A 22,591-nucleotide genomic window follows, 5' to 3' on the forward strand; every position below is an offset into this window, starting at 1 on the left:
CTCATCTCCGGGATTTTTTATTTGGCATAATTAAGGTATGTCGGATTCGAGTACCTCAGCCTAACAAAAAACGTTATTTTTAATCTTGAATTTTAAACCTTGAATTGACCAATGGCTTCTATAGATCCAAAATCTGTATCAACTGCTCATTTTCACTCTGTCCTCCTTACAGCCGTAGCTCCGAGACCAATCGCCTTTGCCAGTACCATAGACGAAAAGGGAAATGTGAATCTGAGTCCATTCAGTTTCTTTAATGCTTTTAGTGCCAACCCGCCAATTCTGGTTTTCTCACCAGCGCGAAGAGTCCGAGACAACACCACCAAGCACACATTGGAAAATGTATTGAAAGTACCTGAGGTGGTCATCAATATTGTAGACTACCCTATCGTTGAGCAAATGTCACTCGCTAGTACGGAATACGCAGACGGTGTCAATGAGTTTGTCAAGGCGGGATTTACTGAAGTAGCCTCAGAAAAGATCAGGCCTCCAAGAGCAAAAGAATCTCCAGTAGCTTTTGAGTGCAAAGTGCTGGAAGTCAAACCCATGGGTGATCAGGGTGGCGCAGGCAACTTGATCATTTGTGAAGTGATCCTGGCTCATGTCCAAGATCATCTGCTTAATGAGGACAGCAAACTTGATCCTACAAAACTTGATTTAGTTGCCCGAATGGGTGGAAACTGGTACACAAAAACTAATCGTGAAACCATGTTTGAGATTCCAAAACCCCTGACCACCATGGGTATAGGATTCGATCAATTGCCTGATCATGTTAGAAACAGCACTGTCCTCACAGGCAACAACCTGGGTCGTCTAGCCAATGTAGAGCAGCTACCTACAAAAGAGGAAGTACTCGCGATAGCCAACGAACCGGAGGTAAGTGCCATTCTAGAAAATTTTGGCGATGATGAAGAGGGCCTCGACCGAGAGCTACACTTGTTGGCTCAGAAGTATTTACTTTCTGACCAAACAAATGAAGCCTGGCAAGTCCTGATGGTTAATACATTGGAATCAAATTAATGAGTTACCTCCAAGGCATAGTATTTGACCTTCGCAAAAGCGCCTTCATCCAGGGTAGTCAAGTAGTTTCCTGCTTTGAAGTAGTTTTCAAAAATCCCCCAGCGCTGCATATGAATATCATCGTAAGTCATGGTTTGATCCCCATTAAGGGTGATTTCCATTTTGCCGTCTGAGACTCTCACTTCGAGTGTAAACTTGTTAAAATCTACTTTTTCATCAAAGTTGACACCACCCACGTCGCCCCAGGCATCTGTTTCGAGCGCTTCTGTATCGGTAGCATTCAAGTCTTTTAGATATTTGAGATGGACACGTACATAACCGTTGTTCCAATAAATCTTCAGAATGGGCGGCGCATTGTTGTCGTCTTCGCCGATTAGGTCACGTTGATCATTTGTTAAGCGACCATGAATTTGCATGATGATGGTTCGATGATAATCACCGTCAGATTCTTTGCTTATTTCCTCCATGGCCAAGGTACCTTTCATGTTAGCTCCCTGAGCAAATGTCCAATTGGTACTATTGCTGCCAGCTACCATTTGCTCACGCAGTTCCGTACGCGAATAACTTGTATTGGCCGTAGTGGCACCTGGGTAGGTATAAAACACTAAACTTCCATCCGTAGAATCATTGTACATAAAGGGCAACAGGGTCTCATTCGTAGCATAATTCAGAATTTCAGGAGGTTTTACTTCAGTTGGATTCCCTATAGGTAGCGTCACTTTCCAATTGTTCAAATCAATATTCGGTAGAAAGTAGTCTACTCCTTCGACGAGTTCACTTTCGTTATTTTCATCCGTTTCATCATCCGGAGTTTCAGTTTCTTCATCCTTATCCTCATCGACCTGTTCCTCCATTATATCTTCCTCCATGTCATCTCCACCACAACCATTCCCCATAGCCATGACCATAAAAAATGCCGCATATATTATATATTTCATCCGCTCGATTCTTTTCATCTCTGTATAGTTTCTGTTTTTTTCTGGACCTCGAAAACTCCTATTTATTAATTTTAGAGTCTATTATTTAGCTACTCTTTTTTTCTTTTTCCTCCTCGCCGGTGCTACTACATCACTGTGCGATATCTCTAGTGCATAATACTTCACCTTGGCAAAACCATTAGGATTTTTCGTTTGCAGGTAATTACCGGCCTTAAAATAATTTTCAAAAGCTCCCCATTTACGCATGTGAATGCTTTGATAAACTTTGGAATATTTTTCATTGAGGATAACTTCCAATCTACCTTTCGTAGCAATAATTTCCAGGGTGAAAGGCTTGTTCCCTACATATTCAGGAAAATTATAACCCTTATCATCTTTCCATGCCTCTTTAGGCAAAAGCTCCATACCGAATCCATTGATATCCTTAAGTTCTTTAGTCTTGACCCTTACATATCCCTTATGCCAGTATATCTTCAAAATAGGTGGTGCATTGTTGTCTTTTTGACCAATCTGATCCTTTTGTTCATTGGTCAACCGGCCGTGAATTTGCATCACGATTGTACGATCAAATTTACCTTCAGGCGTTTTAGAAATTTCTGAAACAGACAGTGTGCCTTTCATTCTTGCACCTTGCTCGAAAGTCCAGTTTTCTTTATTACTCCCCGGAGTCATTTGCTCCCTCAGTTCAGTGCGCGAGTACTTCGTATTGCCGGTAACAGCACCAGGATAGGTGTAAAACACCAAGCTTCCATCAGTAGAATCATTATACATGAAAGGCTCCAATGTTTCATTTGAAGCATAACTCAAGATCTCTGGTGGTTCCACTTCTATTGGCTTGCCTTGACCTACCGGCAGGGTAACTTTCCAATTCGACAGATCAATGTTTGGAAGCTTGTGATCACTGTTTGATTGGGCCATTACGTTGCTCCATGCAAAAAGCCCGATAAACAACAAGCAAGCAACACCCAGGACAATTTGTCCTGAGTGATTTTGCTTCGTTTTACCATGCATGGTATTATGAGAAAAACAGGCCTCCATTGATATCAATATTGGTTCCTGTGACAAACGAAGTCTCTGCTGATGCCAAACAGGCCACCAGATTAGCTACTTCACTTGCTTCTCCTTCTCTTCTCAAAGGTGTGCCGGCTGCAACGTTTTTACGAACTTCATCTTTAGTGAACGTATCGTGAAAAGTGGTAGAAATCATACCAGGACACAATGCGTTTACTCTAATATTCTTAGGTCCAAGCTCCTTCGCCAAACCTCTGGTAAATGTCATTACTGCTCCTTTGGCAGTTGAGTATGCGACCGCGCCTGGTCCACCTCCATCTCTTCCTGCTTGAGAAGCAAAATTGACTATGGAAGACCCTGCTGGCATGAAGGGTACCACCGCCTTAGTTACCAAAAATGTACTAGTCAAGTTTAAGTTTATTACAAAACTGAAAAAATCTTCATCCATTTCTTCGATCGTCTTACGACCGACCAAACCACCTGCAATATTTACTAAACAGTGAATTTCATCACCATAGGCTTCTCTAGCCTCATGTACCATCTTATCGATGTCTGCTTGTTTTGTCATATCGCCCTGAACAAGAATTGCTTCTCCTCCTTCGGCTTTAATCTCAGTCAGTGTTTCAACTGCCTGATCTTTATTGTCGAAGTAATTGATGACAACCTTGGCACCTTCCGAAGCTAATTTTTTTGATACAGCTTTTCCAATATCTCTAGCTCCTCCGGTTACAACAGCTACTTTATCTTTCATCATGATTTTCTAATTTAAAATTCCATTTTTATTAAACTAGACCTCTTTTTCAGTTATCGACTGAACCCTGAGTCTCTAGGGTATTTACAAGTAGAGCGTCTCCTTACAAGCACCACATTTATATAGGTACTGTGATAAAAAACTTATCCCCTCACCAGCTGTATTACTCAAGACACATTGGCCATAGTCTCGACTTTAGGCATGGTGACAAAATTCGTTTCGCCGTTAACACTTCTGGTCTGCATCTCAGACCTCTGACTATTTAATAGCTGCAGATTATTGATCTACAGGCTTTATTTCTTTAGCAAAAAAGTAGATTGACAGTATGCACAAGGGCACAAACAAGGCAATCATTACAAATATTGGCGTGTAGGAATAACGCTCGGTGATCACAGGAACTAAGAAGTTCATAATGATGACAGAGAAAATACCTACCGTACCTCCCAATCCGGCTAGCGACCCTACGGACTTGCCGCTGAATAAATCACTAGGAATCGTTTGAATATTGCTGATCACAAACTGGAACCCGTATAACACAAAGGCCACAATGGCGACAAATTTCACAGCAGTATCTCCTGCCATAATGGTTGCCACCAAGCCAAGGAACATAATCACACATCCGATCATGATCGTTTTCTTTCTGGCCTGGTCCACGCTAGCACCATTAATTAATAGTCGGCCAGAATAATAGCCTCCTGACAAACTTCCTAAGGCCGCACCTACGTAGGGAACCCAGGCAAAAAATCCAATTTCTTTTACATTGAAGCCATAAACATCCGCCAGGTAGATGGGCATCCAACCTACGAACAACCACCAGATCGGTTCTACGAAAAACCTGGATGCTAACACCGCCCAAGATTCTCGTTTAGACAATATCTCTATCATGCTCAGGCCTGGTTTATTGTCTGCCTCTTTAGTTTCATTCAACCCAGATAGGATGTGCTCTTTTTCCTCATCTGTAATCCATGGATGCTTGGCAGGTACATTTTTGTTCATGATCCACCAGGGTATAATCCAAAGCAGCCCTAACAAACCAAGAAGCACGAAAGTCATTTTCCAACCGATCATCACCCAAACGATGGCGATTAATGGAGGGGCTACGATGGAACCCAGAGCTGCGCCTGAATTGAATATTCCTTGCGCGAATGCCCGCTCTTTTACGGGAAACCATTCAGCATTACTTTTTACGGCACCTGGCCAGTTGCCAGCTTCTCCTAATCCCAATAACACTCGGAAAAAGCTGAAGGTCATTACCCCTCTGGCAAAGGCATGAATGGCAGTAGCCAAGCCCCAAACGGTAATGGACACTACAAACCCAAGTCTTGTTCCTATTTTGTCGAACATCTTACCGGACAAGGATTGCCCTACAGCATATGCCACCAAGAATACATTTAGTATAATGGCATAGTCTGCCTTGGTCATGCCTAAGTCTTTCGAAATATCCGGCCACATGATCGACAGAGCCGATCGGTCAATATAATTGATCACAGTAGCCAGACAAACTAACCCAACAATCCACCATCTCAGTCCATTAATCTTCATCATCTTTTATTTAGTCTTTATCTCCAAAATACGACACACCATCACCGTTAAGAAAGTCCTCTCTAACCGGGCTGAACGTGTCAATCAACATCCCCTCCTCAAGGCATACCGCACTGTGCAAAAGGTTAGGTTCGATATAAACCCCATCTCCTGCGCTTAATATCTGCTTCTCGCCATCAATTTCAAATTCAAATTTTCCTTCAACACAATAAGTGGTCTGTGTATGAAAATGACTGTGAGGAGACCCTAACGCTGCTTTTTCAAACTTTACAAGCACCATCATAATCTGGTTGTCATATCCCAGCATTTTTCGGGAAACACCACCTCCAAGCTCCTCCCAATCGATCTGCTTAGTCAAAATGTATTTTTCGCTACTTCTTTTCACTGTCTATTTATTTTTTTCAAATCGTAAATTCCTTTCCAATGCCATTGTCCTTCAGAGGATTTTACTGCATGGTTACTTGTTTCGCTATCATCCAATAGTGAGAATCCGAACTGGTAGTTCTGACCGGTTTTCAATTGAAATTGAATGACAACATATGCCGCAGAATGATGCAAGACTTTCAAATCTGTAATAGAAGTGAATGAGTTTAATGGGCGTTCTGACGAGTAATCATAGCTTCCATGCATTTCATAAAGACTGGCAAAAAGTGTATTACCTCCGGTTCTGCGATGAATAAGCCCTGGATCCCGGCGAAGATTAAAATTGGGATCGTTGGCGCCAATTCGGGTCAAAATAATCTGATCACCAGACTCTGCCACAGAAGTAATGGTGTAAAAGTTCTTCTTATTGAACCATGTCATCCTATATAGATCACCTTGGATATCTGTTTGCGCTTCCGCCCATAAGTGCTGATAGCCGTCATTTTCTCCCAGAGGAGTGAGAACATTATTCGTTTGAAAATTCTGATTGGAAGACATGAATTCACCCATGTAATAAAGTGGCAAATCATATCTTGTTGCTTCCGGCGCCTGCACCGAAAACAAGTCTATCACCAATGGCTTCTCTAATTCTTCAATATCTACAACCGCCATTGTTCTTTGCATTTCTACGTTATCATAGGCATTCGGCTCCCTGGCACTTACAATCTGAATGGTACCACTGTTTAAGAAATAATAGGGCCTGCCAGAAGTCTTATCAGCTTGTTTGACATTCCCATCAAAATGAGAGTCTTTATTCACGACTAGCGTATTGTGAGCCACAGTCTCCTTGGCCCAACTGTGATTTTCCTTTAAGTATCCTCCACCGTCCTTGTGTTCAATGTTCACCCAGCGGGCAGAACCATAATCTTGGATGACTTCACCTGTTTCGTCGTAAAGCAAAAAACCAAGGCGATCAAAATGGCCATGCCCCATACCATGCTTGGCATATTTCATAAGTAAAGTCAAATCATCAGCTCGTATGATTCCAATAGCACCCTCATCTCCTGCTGCTCCATCGGTCAACTCCAAGCTCTTGTAACGGTATTTTTCAGCTTTTCCGTTTGCAATTCCTTTCGCCGCAGCCATTCCGGAATCGTTCAGTGGAACTCGGCCTTGGGTCTCTATAATAGACAACAATTCAGGGTCATTTCCGCCAAAATGATACGCCATACTCACAGCATTCACAAGTTCGCGAGAAGCCAGGGACATTCCCTTTTGAGCGTCATTAATTGGGAAGAATTCACCTTGTGAATTGGTCTGATTAATGAGTGCGTAAACCGCTTTAATCAAAAGCCCATCTCGATAATCAAGTATTTCTAATTCCGGTTTCTTATTAGCCAAAGCTTGTGCGAAAATTAGGAATGGGTACATGGCATAGCGTTGATAATAAGGCCCCTCAGTATAGTAACCGTCTGGAGAAAAAGAATGATCTATCTGTGCGAGAAACCCTGCTTCTTCTTGGCCTTCAAGCTGAATATCACCGCCATCATTGTCTTTGACTATATCACCCGGAACTTTGATGTCCAGGCCGTATAACGACCACTTGACTAACTCTTCATCTCCCATGACCAGTCCGATCATACCAACAGCCGCATTTCCCCAAGTGCTATGGTTATGGATTCGATTAAAAAACTGCGGATTTCCGATAGAAACATACTCCGCATAGGGTCTGAACAACTCTTTGTTTAGCTTTTCTCTAGTTGGCACATCCAACCATTCATAAATACAATCATATCCCTGACTGGTATACACCAACCAATTGGCATCATTCAAGCATTGCCAAAAGATTTTGCCACGGGCATATGACCGTTCGGCCGGATGTTGACTAATTGTAGGCCACATTTCGGCGTACTTCAAAAGCATATCTCGAACATAAACTGCATACTTCTCTTCACCTGTGATTTGAAACAGCACACCAGCCTTTTGCATCATGAAGAAGTTCGTCTTGTGTCTTTCATGCGTGTATCCACCTGCAAGGTCCTTTGGGACTGGTACTTCGATGCCATTTGTTATTTCTGCATCTACCCCTTTGATTACAGCTGCAAGCGTTTGATCAAAGAGTGGTACACTACCTAAGTTTGATTGGATTTGATCTACTCCAGCCGTTGTCAACACTAAACTTGGGTGCACATCAGTTAGGCGCTGTTGCTCTACGGATGCTCCTTCCCCGACACAGGAAAGAAGTATCAGAGCAACAGCTAAACTAAAACCTAATCTGATATAACAAAACTTTATCTTCATAGCGTAAACCCAAGTTTTTTGCCATCTCTGCCACTAGCGCTTTGCGCCAATTTGAGGTTCGACAATTTTGCTGTTTTATCACTGATGATCAGTTTAGACCGATCCATGCTACAGTCTGATATTTTGGTAATCGGCTCACCTACTGTATGGTAGATATCAAATGTCTTAATGTTGTCAAATACCGAATTGGTGATTTCAGTTTTTTGTACTCCATGCAATGTGAATGAATTGCCACCTTTATTCTTTGGACCATAACCTACTTTCTCGAAAGAACAGTGATCGACAAAGAGTAGCGGGCCAAACGTACTTTCATCGCTTCCTCCTCTGTGCAGGTTTACCACTTCTTTGCCTATATTTTTGAATGAGTTGTTTCTCAAGATGACAAACTCCGCATTGTAGATTCCTATGTCGTCAGATTCCTGATTCAACTCTAGAATAGTACCACTCACATCCGTGAATTGAGAGTTTGTTATCATTACGCTATCAGCGAATGTGTTTTTATAAACTTTCAATATGTTGAAAGAATGATTGACATCGAGATCTCTGAATTCACAGTTGTTGATGAACAACTTGTAGTTTCTGTTCATTGAATATCTACTGGTAGAGACTACAGCATTGCCAGCATAATCGGGGCATTCTGCACCGTCTATGGTCAATCCTTCTAATTGGAGTGCGCCTCCATTTTCTATTACGAATAGGTTTGATTTTTCGAACTTAATCACGGCACCTTCAGTAGATTGCACTGTAATTGGCACTGATACCGGAACTTTCTTTTCTAGCAAGTATTCCCCACCAGCCAGTGTATATACATCGCCAGCTTCAGCATTTTTCAAAACATCAAATAGGTCAGATCCTGCCTCAACGGCTATGGCTCTTCCGTATCCAAAAGTCTTCCCATTTTTAGGTTTTTCGTACCAAGATGGACCGGTAGTATCTTTCGACACAACTGCGAAGTCTTCTGTAATGCCTGCAGTGATTGATCCATCTTTAAGACCGTAGATTCCTTTTTCGTTTTGTACCAATTCAGCATTGATCGCTCTGAAACCACTACCGAGAGATTGGATGTTTGCACTTAAAACATTACCGTTAAAAGAGATTCCCGAAATATCATCATAAGCTGTAAATACATCATTCTTGGCTTCGTTCCAGAAAATGTTATCGGCAATCGATGTAGTTTGCGGTATTGCACTTCTTTCAGCATCACTACCTGCACACAACTGGACAAAGTCGCAGTTGATAAAAGTATTGTTATTGATTTCTGAATCTTTAACTGGATGGTATCTGTTGATTGGAGAATTTGGCACACCATTCATTACAACCAATGCACCTCGGAATCTGTGTCCGGTGAGGCCATATCCGTAGTTATTTAATACTTTTTGCTTTTCATTAATGACTCTGATGCCACCTGTATGAGGCTTACCATTGCCGTAGAAAGCATTGCTCTCGGCAGTATTATCATTGCCATGCCTGAAGGTCAATGTGCCGACACATTCGTCAAATACATTGCCTTTGAAAAGGTTTCCGCATGATTTATTTGAGATAATTTCATGCTCTCCATCACATCGATCAAAGTAATTGTTTATCACTTGCGTATTGGAAAAGGAAAGCGAATAATGGCTGGTGCCTATTCTCAAAGTTTCGCCTCCATTGGCACCCAAATTTTCTCTTGGCCCGAAATAGTTGTGATCAATCAGGTGACCATTTTCTAAACTCTCTTCTGAGTTGAGTCTGACTGCCATAGTCACGCCTTTGTTTCCTTTACCGACTAATGCATTGTGATCGAATCGGTTGTTTTTTCCATACATTCCTACCCAATAGTCGCTCTCATGTCGCTCTGGATTCGAATAATTATCAATTAGGGTTTCTGTAATTCTACAGTTGTTGGCGAGTTGATTTTTTTTGATTTTAAACGAGATGACCTCCGCTGTTGGCGTAAACCCATTGGTAAAATGCAAGCCACTTACTACTACATATTCTCCCGCCAATTTCAGATTCGAGCTACCTGTCAACTTCACTGCTCCCAGCTCCTCGGCCATGACTACAATCGGAGCTTCTTTGGTGCCATTGGCCATGATTACCAATTCGGCATTTTTCCACTCGCCTTTAGCAAGTTTAATGGTATCTCCAGGACTAGCTATAGCCAATTTTGATTTTAATTCCTCTGCACTACTTACCGTTTCAACCGGTTTCATCTTGTAGCCACACTCGGTGCCAAACATGATCAGTAACATGAGCAAGCTCAAGGTCACTGGGTTGATCCTCATCCATTTACTTGTATAAATCATTCTAATTTTTTAAAAATTGCTGCGGTCATCTTAATTGATTTAACCTATTGCCCAACTGTTCAAATGAACCAATCAAAGGCTTAGAATAACTACCCGGAATAGATACCGGGTAGTTTTTCTTTATATAAATCGAGTACTTACTCAATCAGCATCAGTAATTGTTATGTTATCAAAGAAAGCTTCAGCAGAACCATCTACAACGTCTATGTTCCTAACATAAATGACTATCTCATTTGTAGATGCAGTGAAGTCAAACGCACTGGTAGCATATGCATTACCATCAGTGGCGAAAATATTCGGGATTGCAAAGTAATGATCAATGGCCGCGTCAGAAGTAGAAGCATTGATACCTGTTTCATCTGCGATTTCTGTATTTAGTATAAATACTTCAGAGGTTATCCCCGCAGCGGTCGTCATCGCATCAATAGAGAACGTATAGGTTTCTCCTGCCTGAACTTCAACTACCTGATACAAACGACGGCCTTTCTCGTCCAATTTAGCACCTCTTGTTCCATTATTTCCATCGCTGGAAGAACCAGCTTGTTCGCTGTCATCACTATACTCAGTATTAAGCCAACTATCCAAATCTCCATTGTCCCATAGCGGATCATACGGACTAGGAATGGTATTTCCATCATTGTCAACTACAGTACTGTTAGGTGTCATATCCCAGGCATCTGCATTGTCACCCGTATTATTTGTATATTCATCGAAAGTACCGTTAAGCACCTGTACAACAAATCCTAATGCAACTGTCACCTCAGCGGTTTCAACATCTTCAAAACCTGTAAGACTAGTAGCAGTTAGCTTAACCGTATAAATACCATCCTCAGCATATGTATGACTAGGGTTCATTCCGGTAAACTGGAATCCATCTCCAAATTCCCACAAAAGCGTAACAGCATCTTCGGAGCCATCTGTAAACAAATATGTTTTGTAATCAACATCATCAACCTCATAGGTGAATGCTGCTGTTACAGGCGCCTGAATGTCAACTGAAGTACTAAAATCTGCAGTTAATCCATTCTCACTGGTAGTCGTTAGCTTAACTGTATATACGTCAGCCTCTTCATATACATGTGTAGGAGATTCTTCAGTAGAAGTATTTCCATCACCAAAGTCCCATGAATAGGTAGAGCCGTTTAGCGAACTATTTGTGAAAGTGTACGATAGATAATTCGCATCGCTTTGTTCTACTGAAAAAGAAGCCGAAGGAGGTACTGCGCCTTCAGGTGCAATGTCGATTGAAATATCATCTAATCTCGTTTCTACAGTTCCTTCGTTGAAGAAGTAAACTGCTACCTCAGTACTTGAGCCAGAGTTAAACGACACTGTTGCCGCGACATAAGAATCAGGATCCGATTGATCGTTGACCGTAATAGATCCAATGGTGGCTGCAACTGCCTCCGCATGAGAGGTCACGGGCCCGGATAATACTGATACAGTCAGCCATCCAACCTGGTTATCTAACATAGTGTAGTAAAAGTTCAAATCATAGGTTGACTCTGCCTCTACTGTAACTAGCTGATAACCTATCCTCTGATCTGAGGAAGAGCCAGTTAATTTCGCAGCTTGCTCACCACTCCGCACCGGACTAGAGGTAATCTGAATCACACCTCCCAAATCTGAATTTCTCCACGAATCTCGACCATCTCCTGTCCCGTTAGGCAAGGAAAGATCTTCAAAACCCAATTCTAAGATAAATGGCTGATAGGGTCCTTCAACAACCTGAACTTCAATCGCTGTATCAGCAGTTACTCCTAATTTATCTGTAGATGTCAATGTTACCATATAGGCACCAAAATCAGGATAAGTATGTGATGGATCTTTTTCATCAGAAGTGCCACCATCGCCAAAATCCCATGTAAAATCAGTTGCACTCTCAGACTGATTTGTAAATACCAACTTCAATTGATCCGTTGGGTCTGAACTATATGAAAATCCAGCGTTTGGAGGAGTCGTATCTGCTATTGAACCCGCACCTGGTAAGGTTTCTTCCACACATGAAGTGATGAATAGCGCACCTAGCATTAATGAAAATCCAGTTAGTAAGTTCATCACTTTGATGAACTTACTTGTATTTATAATTTGTTCCATTGATTTCAATTTTTAGTTGTATCCAGCGTTTTGACTCAAGGCTCCCTTACTCAAATTAATTTCTCTTTGAGGAATAGGAAGTAACAAATCGTTTGCTGTAAATGAATGACCGTTTGCAGTGGCAAATGCACCAAGTACACTTTCAGCCAGGCCTAACCGAATCAAATCAAACAATCTATGATTTTCGAAAGCCAATTCTACTCTTCTCTCGTTTGCCAAATCAACTTTTGATATGCTTGTTACTGTTGTAGTCAATCCAGCACGATCTCTTACCTCCTGGAACGAAGCAATAGCAGCAGCAGTACTAATTGGTCCATCGCGCCCGGCCAAAATGGCTTCTACATGCATCAACAATATATCTGCATATCTCAACACAATCCAGTCGTTACCCGCCAGTGTAGGGTCACCTGATGTAGGTGCTATACCTAAGGCATCGTCTCCGTTTGGCAAATACTTAACTACCTGATATTGTGTGGTTTGTGCAGCATCTAGTCGGTAAGAGTAATTGGATCTCATCGTACCTCCGTAGGTTGTGAAAGCTGTTCTCACATCGCTGGTCACATAATTCAATCCACTTGATCTGCCAACAGAATTCAACCATTCAGCCGAAAAATTCTGGCTGTCATTTGAATTGTCTGCTACATATCCGATGGCAAAAATGGTTTCATCGTTGCCTTCCGAATAGAAGATGTCCTGGAAATTAGTTTCTAAACTGAATTCGCCAGAAGCAATGATTTCTTCTAGCAAAGTTTGTGCTTCAGAATAGTTACCTAAAGTCAGATGTGCTTTAGCCAACAACCCTTGAGCTGCAGCTTTAGAAGCTCTGTTTTTATACGTATTGTCCAAATTGGCAGCGGCTGTAATCAAGTCGCTAACAATCAACGTATAAACATTACTAGTAGGCACTCTTGTAAAAGTTGTAGCTTCGTCTGTTGGTGATATGACCTCTGTTGCCAATGGAATGTCACCGAACAACCTAACCAGATTAAAGTAAGCATAACCTCTAACAAATTTAGCTTCACCTTCAAACTGTGCTGCTTTCGCATCAGAGGCATTCTCCAAATTCGCTAAGATTGTATTAGCTCTAAAAATGATATTGTAATAGCTTGCATAGTAATCCGCAACAACACCATTAGTAGCCTCAACGGTATAACTCTCAAATTGAGCTGCTTCACCTTCACCACTTTTGGTTCTGGTGTTGTCACTTCTCATCTCTGTGAGCTGATATTCGATCTGAATGCCGTGTAAGTCACTTGTGGTTGTAGAGTTGATACCCTGAATACCGTCATATAAACTAATAACTCCAGCTTCCAGCTCTGTATCATTTCTGTAGAATGCATCTGCACTTATAGCTGAATTAGGCGCTGGCGACAAGAAATCGTCTTCGCATCCATATAGATGCATCGCAAGTACGAACAGCGCTATGATTCTTATATTTTTCATGATATTTTCTTTTTTGTTAATGATCATCACCCAGATTAAAATTCAATGATTACGCCTGTCACCAAAGATCTTGCTATAGGAGCTCCAGCTCTCTGATAACCGTAAGTCGTCGGTGATGTAGTAGTCAATGATTCAGGGTTAAATCCTGTATAGTTATCTCCTTTGATATACATCAAATTTGATCCACTTACATATAACCTTGCACTTGTCATCCCTATCCTAGAAACTATTCTGGATGGTAAGTTGTAACCCAAATTCACGTTTCGAAGCGCGATGTACGAAGCATCTTGCACGATTGAATTAGTGAAAATTTTCTGCTGGATAAATTCTTGATCTGGAGTAGTCGCAGGGTCAAAATCTTGCTGACTATTAAAATGATTGTATAGGTATTGATCGCCCATATTTCTCACTTCTGCACCATGGCTTCCCTGGAACATAAAAGAGAAATCAAAATCCCCCAAAGAGAATGAATTCGTGATACTCCAAATAAAATCCGGATATGGACTTCCCAATATGGTCTTATCATCTTCGTCGATTTGACCATCACCGTTCAAGTCTCTCACATATACATCCTGTGCTTGTCCGCCAATTGGGTGATACGCATCTACCAGATACTCAAGTGGAATCTCTCGATCTACTACATATCCATAGAAAGACGAAATAGGATCGCCTACTGAGCTAATCCATTCTGCTGCTCTTTTCTCATCTACACTCTGAATTAAGCCGTCCGAATTGGCAAAATCTGTCAGAGTGTTTTTGTTTCTAGACCCTAAAAACGTAGTTGTCCATCTAAACTTATTAACTCTAATGTTATTGGTTCTCAACTCAAATTCTATACCCTCGTTGGTTACCTCTCCTATATTGACCAAAGCATTGTTGAAACCAGTAACCCCTGATACATCTACATTCAGCAACAAGTCATCACTCGTTCTTTTATAGTAATCAATAGAACCAGAGATAATATTATCTAAAAACCCAAAGTCGATAGCTGGATTGAATTCAATGGATCTCTCCCATCCTAGTTCTGGATTTGCAATATTTTGAGGATTAAAGGCAGTGGCTGTAGCTCCACCTACTATCGCTGTTCTAGAGCTAAGTAGAGCGGTAGGTGAATACCAGTCGTTCAACCTGTTACTTGTTTGGTTGCCAGTTGAGATTTGGTCGTTTCCTGTGATACCAAAACTTGCTCTTAACTTCAAATTGTTGATAAGGCTAGATCCCGCCAAAAATGATTCCTCAGAAATTCTCCATCCCACAGATACAGCAGGGAAATTACCGTACTTATTCTCAGGACCAAAAACCGAACTACCATCTCTTCTAAAACTGACAGAGGCCAAATATTTGTCAGAGAAGGAATAATTCACACGAGCAATAAAAGACAATAGTCTTTTCTCCCTTTCGAATGATCCCCATGCTGAAGCTTCTGCTGCGGCATCAAGGGTAGGTACAAAATCAAACTCATATCCTGTTCCTGACACATTAGAATACTTCTCCTCGTACCGTTCTGCAACAACACCAGCCGTAGCAGAAATGTCATGATTGCCAAAAGCCTGCTTGTAATTCAAAAACCCTTGAGTTACCACATGCACTTTGTTTTCATTATTTATGTCCAAAGAAGCCGCTGAAGCTCCATTTCTATTGGATTCTACACCTTGCCATCTCTGTCTTTCCGTATTTTGAATATCGCCTGACAATGCAGCTTGAACAGAAAAATTATCACTCAATTTGTATTTGGTATAAAACTTACCAAACATCTTGAATTGAAAATCTCTTCTATCTCTCTCTAGCACTTTGGCTGCAGGGTTTGTATTAGAGGTATTACTGATATCAATTAAAGTACCATCACCATCTAAATCATAGTTATCAAAATGGCGCTGTATCGCGTAATCACCTACTTGCACATCAGGATATACAGTTCTATCCACATATCGAATCGTATTTTCATCGTGATAGACTGGCAACCAAGGCGTTTGTCTCAAAATATCATGAGTAGATCCGTCAAACCTTCTTCTCTCAGTATAAGATGGGTTCAAGCTCACGCCAAAGGACAAATCATCGTTTACTTTCGTATCAACTTTTGCCTTCAGGTTGTATTTTTTGAAATCATCAGTTAGTAGTACACCTTCATCATGAGCATAAGTCATAGCCGTACTAAAAGTAGTTGACTCATTTCCTCCACGAGCGCTAAGGGTATGACTCTGTGTATTTCCTCCATCAAAAATGATATCCTGCCAGTTATTATCCACTCCGATTAACTGCTTGTATCTAGATCTTGCAGTCAAACCATCATTGGCTGCCATTTCCGCAGCAATACCATCAGCCACAGATGTGTTGTAGTCAGGGTTCCTCTTTACGTCCTGCCATCCATAAAATCCGTTATATGCAAATTTGGTTTTACCAGATTCACCGGTCTTGGTAGTAATCATAACTACACCATTGGCTCCTCGCGATCCAAAAATTGCAGCAGAAGCGGCATCTTTCAATACTTCTATGGAAGCCACGTCATTCATATCAATGTTGGTCCAAAAGTCTGAATCAACAGCCACTCCATCGATTACCAAAAGCGGTCCTGAACCACCGGTAATAGATCCAACTCCACGAATTTGAATGGTAGGTGCGCTACCTACACCATCAGGGCCAGTAGACTGTACATTCATACCGGCAACACGTCCTACCAAAGCTTGATCAGCTCTTGATACTGGTATTTGGTCCATGTTGGTATTTTCTACTTTTGATATTGCCCCAGTCAAATGAGACTTCTTTTGCGTACCATACCCAATTACAACTACTTCCTCTAGTTGCTCAACATCCGGCTTTAGGGCTACGTCAATTGAAGCTCTTCCACCTACGCTTATACTTTGTTTTAAATACCCTATAAAAGAAAAGTCCAAAACAGCATCAGAAGCTGTTTCCAATACATAGTTTCCATTAATATCTGTAACCGTTCCTTGTGCAGTTCCTTGTATTATGATCGTTACTCCTGGCAATGGCTCATTATCTTCTGAGCTGACTACTCCTGACACCTTAATGTCCTGAGCGAATACCGGAGTTATTATCATCACATTCAACACCATCAGCAATGCAGCAAAACTGTGCTTCTGGTAGCGTTTAGATAATAGTAAAATGTTTTTCATTATAAATGATTTTGTTCACACTTAGTAAATAGTTAGATGCTGATGCGGGTAGGTAAAAAAGACAAACCTTTCCTGTAGAATAACAGTATTTAGTTATCTTTGTATCAGCAATTGATCATGTCAATGAAAATACCGATGGCCAAATTGATATTTTATACATTGATTTGATTGATCCCGCGACGGATGGGTTAACCCTTGGTTAATCCATCTTTGTTTTTTAGTCCTGCGTCATTTCCTCATTCGTTTCGTTTTTTGTTAGTTATATATTTGTTCTACTTGTATCGTTTTCGAGTAGTCCAGGATATCTCCCAAATGCTCCCGCATCACTTTGCCCACTTCCGTTGCATCCTGGTTTTTTATATGTTCTAATATTTTTTCGTGTTGCTCTACTGCCTTTAATGACCTCCCATCTCCGCATACATCGTGCTGCTTAAAATAGGACAGTATATCTGGCGTAATAATCAACATCAGAGACTTGAGAACAGAGTTCTTGCTGGCTTCCGCTATCTTAAGGTGAAACATCAAATCCTCTTCAACAGCATGGTCTTTTTGCTCAATTTTAGCTCTATGAGCAAATAATGCCTTTTCTATTTCTCTGATATCATTACCTGTTCTACGCTCCGCAGCCAGAACTGCACTATTGGTTTCGAGAATTACACGTGTTTCGACCAAAGAACTGAAATCATCACCTTCCAGTTTAAGCACGTCAGAAATCAACCCCTCTAAGGCTGTAATTCCCATACCTGCGACCACGGTACCGCTCTGTGGTAAGGTCTTTAGTATTCCGTAAAATTCCAGTTTTTTGATAGCATCTCTTAGATGGGTCCTTCCTACTCCCAGCACATCACACAATTTTCTTTCCGAGGGAAGTTTATCACCTGGCTTCAGTTGCCCTGACGTAATAAGTTGCTTGATCTGATTGATGATCTGATCAACCGGTGTTTCGATAACTATCTGACTAAAGTTCTTAAGCAATTCCATTGATTTGTTTTAATACAATTGTTAATTGGTCGACCAATTTAATATTATTTTTTTAAAACACAAACAATTCCATACAAATACCTGTCTTTTCGCAGGTATTTTTTGATTCATAAATTTTAATAAATCGCTCAAAATATTTCATAAAAAGCCATTTATGTCTATAAATCGTCTATATATGCTTATTTTTTCAATTTTTACTAAATCGTACCTGAGGTAAATAAAAACACCGAGCAACCAATTGACATTTTGTAAATGAGTTGTTAAAAATGTCGATTTTCTTCTTATTGCTAATTGGTTTACCAGTTATTAGTCGACTAACAGAGACCAATCGTAACATTTATTCATCTAACTAAAACAAAATGAAAATCAATTCAAGTACTTTGAGAAATGGGATCTACTCCCTTTTAATGGCTTTTTCGTTCCTTCTTACCACCAGCTGTCAGGAAGAGAATCTGAAACCAGGGGCCTCTGAAATTCAAAATGCAAAAATGGCTGCCGGCGACAACGTTAGTTTATCAAATTCCGGATTCGAGAGCAGTTGGTCCGGATGGAATGACTCCGACCCCTCAGCCATTTCAAGTAGTGCAAACTCAGGATCAAAATCAGCCAAAATTACAGGCTCAGCAGGAAAGTTTGAGCAGACTGTAGGCGTAACTGCAAATACTGATTACATCTTATCTGCCTACATACTTGAAAAAGGTACAATCGGTGCAATAGCAGGGAGCAACGACCACAGTGATGGTGGCGATTATAGTGAATGGACACAGGTCAGTGTTTCCTTCAATTCGGGAAGCAGTACAAGTATTACCATTTATGGAAAGTACAATGGAGGAACCGGCCGATTTGATGATTTTAGTCTGGTAGAGGGAAGTGGCTCCGGATCAGGCTCTTCAGGTAAACTGACCATCTCATCTGTGTCGGCCAGTGCGAATGATGGCAATGTACCATCCAATACTTTGGATGGTAACTTAGGCACCAGATGGTCTGCCAATGGAAGCGGCCAGTATATCACATATGATCTGGGAAGTAGTAAGAGTGTCCAAAGCATGAAAATTGCTTGGTTTAAGGGAGATCAAAGAAATTCTTATTTCAAAATACGAGCAGGAGCAACTACATCCAGCCTTAGCACAGTTTATGACGCTTCCTCATCTGGTAGTTCCGGGAATACCACTGCCTTAGAAACTTATACTTTTGATGCCGTAAATGCCCGCTACGTGAGAATCACGGGATTTGGCAACTCAAGCAACACCTGGAACAGTGTAACCGAAGCTGAAATCTGGGGATCTACTGGCGGCGGCGGAGATAACACTCCACCAGGAGCTGTATCGAACCTAAGTGCCATTGCTGGCAATGGTCAAGTTAGTCTTTCCTGGAGTAATCCATCTGATTCGGATTTTGATCATGTATTAATTTCCTATAACGGAGGAAGTATCATCTCATCATCTACTGGCAAAACAATTACAGGATTATCTAACGGCACTACTTATACCTTTAGCGTAGTTGCCTTTGATGGTTCTGGAAATGGCTCGAGTAGCAAGTCAGTTACTTCCACCCCTTCAGGTGGAAGCGGTGGAACTGCCCAATACCCGTCTGACCTGATGGCCAACTATAATCAATGGAAAATCACTTACCCAGATGGGGTCGAGGATAAAACACTTTATCAGGAATCCAATGAGTACTTTTATGTAAACGATGATAAAGACGCCATTGTCTTTAGAGTACCGATCAGAAGTAACAACGGCTCAACTCCCAATAGCGACTACATCAGGTCTGAACTGAGAGAAAGAAAAGCTGACGGCTCATCGGACATCTATTGGACGACCTCAGGAACTCACATGGTATATTCGAAGCAAGCCATTACGCATCTTCCAATAAACAAAGATCACTTGGTGGCCACACAAATCCATGGTAACAAGTCGGACGGTATCGACGACGCCATGGTATTGAGACTGGAGGGTTCGCATCTTTTCTTAAGTTTTAATGGAGGACAGCTGAGAAGTGATCTTACCATTAAAACCAATTACACCCTGGGTACTCAACATGAGGTGATTTTTGAAGTGGTCAATGGCAAGCACTATTGTTACTACAGTGAAGATGGAAATCTGGCCAACGCCTATACCAGCGGAAACGCATCTGGTTATTTGGTCAAAGATGGAAGCAACTCGTATGTGATGAATCTTAACTATGATCAATCCTACTTCAAGGTTGGTAACTACACGCAAAGCAATCCGGACAGAGAAGGCAGTGATACAGACAATCCTAATAATTATGGTGAAGTACTGGTATATGATTTCTGGGTTTCACATAACTAGATCCCTTCAAAGGTGAGCCAGGCCTTAAGTGCCTACTTATTGACTGGGACAATTTAAAAGAGGCCGTCTCATGAGACGGTCTCTTTTAAATTAATTCGCAAACTCAACATTCTCTTTCGTAAGTATATCAAGAGGCATGTATTGAAAGGGCTCTATCTCTCCTTTGATTATCAGATGCTTATATAAAGCCTGAACGCCTAAACTGCCTTGTCTATACGGATTTTGATTTATGATAAAATCGACTTTATTATCCTTAAGGACATCTACGTTCAACTGAATTTTATCGTATCCTATAATTCTTGTCAATCCTTCATATTGCGTACTTTCCAGGCGATCTACAATTTGATGCGTTCTGGAATTAGGCACAAACAGATGTAACCTGCCATTATTGGCAGTCCATTCTTTCACCTCCTTGATCTCAAATCCACTTGGAATCTTCAATTCGCTAATTAGACTCAATGACCAACCTTGTTCGGTATAGAATTTTTTAAACCCGGAAATTCTCTCATCAATTGTTTTATTCAAACTGTCAAAGTCTGTATAAATGGCAATTACGGCCGGATGTCCATGATCAAACCCGATGTTAAGCAACTTAGCAGCCAAATATCCACTTTGAATAGTGTCCTGACCAATAAATGCTAGCGGTTCTGCCGTCTTCAGGTTCGAATCAACGAAAACGTACGGGATATCACTTTGCTTCAACTGCGCACAAATCTGCTCAGCCTCGTCGGTTATTATAGGTGCAAGTATCACGCCATCTGGCTTTGATTCAATGGCCAGATTTGACTGCTCTATAAAAGAATCACGATTGCTTCGATCGAAGGTATAGAATTGCAACTGTACACCTAAGTATTCATATTCATTGGCAGCATCCTCTATTCCTTTCCGCTGAGTTTTCCAATACTCGTTGTCTTCGGGTAGTAATATCGCCAGATGATAGGTCTTATTGAGTTTTAGATTTCTTGCAAAAACATTGGTTTGATAATTACCCTCCTTGGCGATCTTCAAAACCAGCTGTTTTGTTTTTTCCGCTACTTCTCCTCTTTTATGCAATACCCGATCCACGGTTCCCACTGACACTCCAGCCTTATGGGCGATTTCCTTTATGGTAATTCTCTTCATTGACGGCAAATATTAAAAAAAAGCTTGAATCATTTTGTATTTACCAGCAATATACTACATTTGTATTCATCGTTAACGAACACGATACAAAAATCCTTCTTCTGAGGGATTTATTTTTGAATAGTTCCGTTAACGTACACGAAAAAAGCAAAACATTATAAGATTATGAAAAAGGTAGTGACATTTGGAGAGATCATGTTGAGATTAGCTCCACAGGGATTTTTAAGATTTTCTCAAGCCAATAACTTCGATGTAGTGTATGGCGGAGGCGAATCTAATGTAGCTGTATCACTGGCCAATTATGGTGTTCCGGTAGATTTTGTGACACGACTCCCTAAGAATGATATTGGCGAATGTGCACTGATGGAGATGAGGAAAAGAGGCGTAAACACCGAAAATATCATCTTTGGCGGGGATCGACTGGGTATTTATTTCTTGGAAACAGGTGCCGTGAGCAGAGGAAGCAAAGTAGTCTATGACCGAGCTCATTCTGCTATGGCAGAGATCGAGGCTGGTATGATCGACTGGAAAGAAGTATTCAAAGAAGCTGAATGGTTTCATTGGACTGGCATCACTCCAGCTATCTCACAAGGTGCAGCAGATGCTTGCCTGGAGGCGGTGAAAGCTGCCAGTGAAATGGGCATCACCATTTCGACTGATTTGAACTACAGAGCTAAACTTTGGAAGTTTGGCGGCGACCGAGAAGCTATCATGACGGAATTGACTTCTTATTGTGACGTCATTTTAGGCAATGAAGAAGACGCTGAAATGCACTTCGGTATCAAACCTGAAGGCCTGGACATTACTACTCAGGGGCACGACGTGAAGGCTGAGGCTTTCCTATCTGTTTGTCAGCAAATGATGAAAAAATTTCCAAAAGCTAAAAAAGTAATTACTACACTTAGAGGAAGTATATCTGCCTCGCACAACACTTGGGCAGGTGTATTATACGACGGCGACAAAATGTATGAAACCCGTCAGTATCAAATCACCGACATTGTGGATCGTGTAGGCGGCGGAGATTCATTCATGGGAGGTCTCATCTACGGTTTGCTGAAATATCCGGAAGATGACCAAAATGCATTGGACTTCGCAGTGGCGGCCTCATGCTTAAAACATACTATTAAAGGAGACGCTAATCTGGTAACGGTAGCAGAAGTTGAAAAACTGATGGGTGGAGACGCATCAGGTAGAGTAGCCAGATAGTACATCGGGGAGGGTACAGTTAGAACATTAGTTTTTTCCTAGAACTCGTAAACAAACCGTGACTGTCCCTCCCCTTTTTTTTAAATGA

Annotated in this window: 15 protein-coding genes; 3 read left to right on the forward strand and 12 right to left on the reverse strand. The window is 41.2% G+C overall.

The features are described 5' to 3' along the window. Nucleotides 1-111 precede the first annotated feature (111 nt). Nucleotides 112-1,017, forward strand: coding sequence for a flavin reductase family protein (locus ABJD64_RS13225; protein WP_348179364.1), 906 nt, complete (start codon nucleotides 112-114; stop codon nucleotides 1,015-1,017). On the opposite strand, the gene ABJD64_RS13230 is transcribed toward ABJD64_RS13225, so the two are convergent. From ABJD64_RS13230 to ABJD64_RS13280, 11 genes are all read right to left on the reverse strand, one after another. After that, entirely contained in the window at nucleotides 1,014-1,955 is a 942-nt protein-coding gene (locus ABJD64_RS13230; protein WP_348179365.1) for a polysaccharide lyase family 7 protein, read from the reverse strand. The two genes, ABJD64_RS13225 and ABJD64_RS13230, sit on opposite strands and share 4 nt — an antisense overlap. A gap of 81 nt (nucleotides 1,956-2,036) precedes the next feature. Continuing rightward, entirely contained in the window at nucleotides 2,037-2,993 is a 957-nt protein-coding gene (locus ABJD64_RS13235; protein WP_348179366.1) for a polysaccharide lyase family 7 protein, read from the reverse strand. Continuing rightward, nucleotides 2,971-3,720 carry an SDR family oxidoreductase gene (locus tag ABJD64_RS13240; RefSeq protein ID WP_348179367.1) on the reverse strand — a complete coding sequence of 250 codons (750 nt, stop codon included), beginning with the start codon at nucleotides 3,718-3,720 and terminating at the stop codon, nucleotides 2,971-2,973. The genes ABJD64_RS13235 and ABJD64_RS13240 overlap by 23 nt, the downstream gene beginning before the upstream one ends. Before the next feature lie 273 nt (nucleotides 3,721-3,993). After that, complete coding sequence (locus tag ABJD64_RS13245) at nucleotides 3,994-5,262, reverse strand: MFS transporter (RefSeq protein WP_348179368.1); 1,269 nt, start codon at nucleotides 5,260-5,262, stop codon at nucleotides 3,994-3,996. Between the two features lie 7 nt (nucleotides 5,263-5,269). Further along, complete coding sequence (locus ABJD64_RS13250) at nucleotides 5,270-5,644, reverse strand: cupin domain-containing protein (RefSeq protein ID WP_348179369.1); 375 nt, start codon at nucleotides 5,642-5,644, stop codon at nucleotides 5,270-5,272. Further along, nucleotides 5,641-7,923, reverse strand: a complete 2,283-nt coding sequence (locus ABJD64_RS13255) for a heparinase II/III family protein (RefSeq protein ID WP_348179370.1) — start codon at nucleotides 7,921-7,923, stop codon at nucleotides 5,641-5,643. Before ABJD64_RS13255 ends, ABJD64_RS13250 begins: the two co-directional genes overlap by 4 nt. Beyond that, a complete protein-coding gene (locus ABJD64_RS13260; protein WP_348179371.1) occupies nucleotides 7,920-10,208 on the reverse strand; it encodes a polysaccharide lyase 6 family protein in 2,289 nt (762 codons plus the stop codon). Before ABJD64_RS13260 ends, ABJD64_RS13255 begins: the two co-directional genes overlap by 4 nt. A 141-nt stretch (nucleotides 10,209-10,349) precedes the next feature. Then, complete coding sequence (locus ABJD64_RS13265; RefSeq protein WP_348179372.1) at nucleotides 10,350-12,305, reverse strand: PKD domain-containing protein; 1,956 nt, start codon at nucleotides 12,303-12,305, stop codon at nucleotides 10,350-10,352. A gap of 12 nt (nucleotides 12,306-12,317) precedes the next feature. Then, nucleotides 12,318-13,748, reverse strand: a complete 1,431-nt coding sequence (locus ABJD64_RS13270) for a RagB/SusD family nutrient uptake outer membrane protein (RefSeq protein WP_348179373.1) — start codon at nucleotides 13,746-13,748, stop codon at nucleotides 12,318-12,320. A 35-nt stretch (nucleotides 13,749-13,783) separates the two neighbouring features. Next, nucleotides 13,784-16,882, reverse strand: coding sequence for a TonB-dependent receptor (locus tag ABJD64_RS13275; protein WP_348179374.1), 3,099 nt, complete (start codon nucleotides 16,880-16,882; stop codon nucleotides 13,784-13,786). A gap of 255 nt (nucleotides 16,883-17,137) precedes the next feature. Further along, nucleotides 17,138-17,863, reverse strand: coding sequence for a FadR/GntR family transcriptional regulator (locus ABJD64_RS13280; RefSeq protein ID WP_348179375.1), 726 nt, complete (start codon nucleotides 17,861-17,863; stop codon nucleotides 17,138-17,140). A 359-nt stretch (nucleotides 17,864-18,222) separates the two neighbouring features. Between ABJD64_RS13280 and ABJD64_RS13285 the strand changes: the two genes are divergently transcribed. Then, entirely contained in the window at nucleotides 18,223-20,175 is a 1,953-nt protein-coding gene (locus ABJD64_RS13285) for a polysaccharide lyase family 7 protein (RefSeq protein ID WP_348179376.1), read from the forward strand. Between the two features lie 90 nt (nucleotides 20,176-20,265). Here the strand turns inward: ABJD64_RS13285 and ABJD64_RS13290 are convergent, their stop codons facing one another. Continuing rightward, on the reverse strand, nucleotides 20,266-21,297 hold the full coding sequence (locus ABJD64_RS13290) for a LacI family DNA-binding transcriptional regulator (RefSeq protein ID WP_348179377.1): 1,032 nt from the start codon (nucleotides 21,295-21,297) through the stop codon (nucleotides 20,266-20,268). 165 nt (nucleotides 21,298-21,462) lie between these two features. On the opposite strand from ABJD64_RS13290, the gene ABJD64_RS13295 reads away from it, so the two are divergent. Next, nucleotides 21,463-22,503, forward strand: coding sequence for a sugar kinase (locus tag ABJD64_RS13295; RefSeq protein ID WP_348179378.1), 1,041 nt, complete (start codon nucleotides 21,463-21,465; stop codon nucleotides 22,501-22,503). The last annotated feature ends 88 nt before the right edge of the window (nucleotides 22,504-22,591 follow it).

Origin of the sequence: Reichenbachiella sp. (genome assembly GCF_039944555.1) — a bacterium.
Classification (GTDB): Bacteria; Bacteroidota; Bacteroidia; order Cytophagales; family Cyclobacteriaceae; genus Reichenbachiella.

Coding starts and splice junctions, on each gene's coding strand:
- ABJD64_RS13225 (WP_348179364.1), top strand. CDS start 112: ATGGCTTCTATAGATCCAAAATCTGTATCAACTGCTCATTTTCACTCT.
- ABJD64_RS13230 (WP_348179365.1), bottom strand. CDS start 1,955: ATGAAATATATAATATATGCGGCATTTTTTATGGTCATGGCTATGGGG.
- ABJD64_RS13235 (WP_348179366.1), bottom strand. CDS start 2,993: ATGGAGGCCTGTTTTTCTCATAATACCATGCATGGTAAAACGAAGCAA.
- ABJD64_RS13240 (WP_348179367.1), bottom strand. CDS start 3,720: ATGATGAAAGATAAAGTAGCTGTTGTAACCGGAGGAGCTAGAGATATT.
- ABJD64_RS13245 (WP_348179368.1), bottom strand. CDS start 5,262: ATGATGAAGATTAATGGACTGAGATGGTGGATTGTTGGGTTAGTTTGT.
- ABJD64_RS13255 (WP_348179370.1), bottom strand. CDS start 7,923: ATGAAGATAAAGTTTTGTTATATCAGATTAGGTTTTAGTTTAGCTGTT.
- ABJD64_RS13260 (WP_348179371.1), bottom strand. CDS start 10,208: ATGATTTATACAAGTAAATGGATGAGGATCAACCCAGTGACCTTGAGC.
- ABJD64_RS13265 (WP_348179372.1), bottom strand. CDS start 12,305: ATGGAACAAATTATAAATACAAGTAAGTTCATCAAAGTGATGAACTTA.
- ABJD64_RS13270 (WP_348179373.1), bottom strand. CDS start 13,748: ATGAAAAATATAAGAATCATAGCGCTGTTCGTACTTGCGATGCATCTA.
- ABJD64_RS13275 (WP_348179374.1), bottom strand. CDS start 16,882: ATGAAAAACATTTTACTATTATCTAAACGCTACCAGAAGCACAGTTTT.
- ABJD64_RS13280 (WP_348179375.1), bottom strand. CDS start 17,863: ATGGAATTGCTTAAGAACTTTAGTCAGATAGTTATCGAAACACCGGTT.
- ABJD64_RS13285 (WP_348179376.1), top strand. CDS start 18,223: ATGAAAATCAATTCAAGTACTTTGAGAAATGGGATCTACTCCCTTTTA.
- ABJD64_RS13290 (WP_348179377.1), bottom strand. CDS start 21,297: ATGAAGAGAATTACCATAAAGGAAATCGCCCATAAGGCTGGAGTGTCA.
- ABJD64_RS13295 (WP_348179378.1), top strand. CDS start 21,463: ATGAAAAAGGTAGTGACATTTGGAGAGATCATGTTGAGATTAGCTCCA.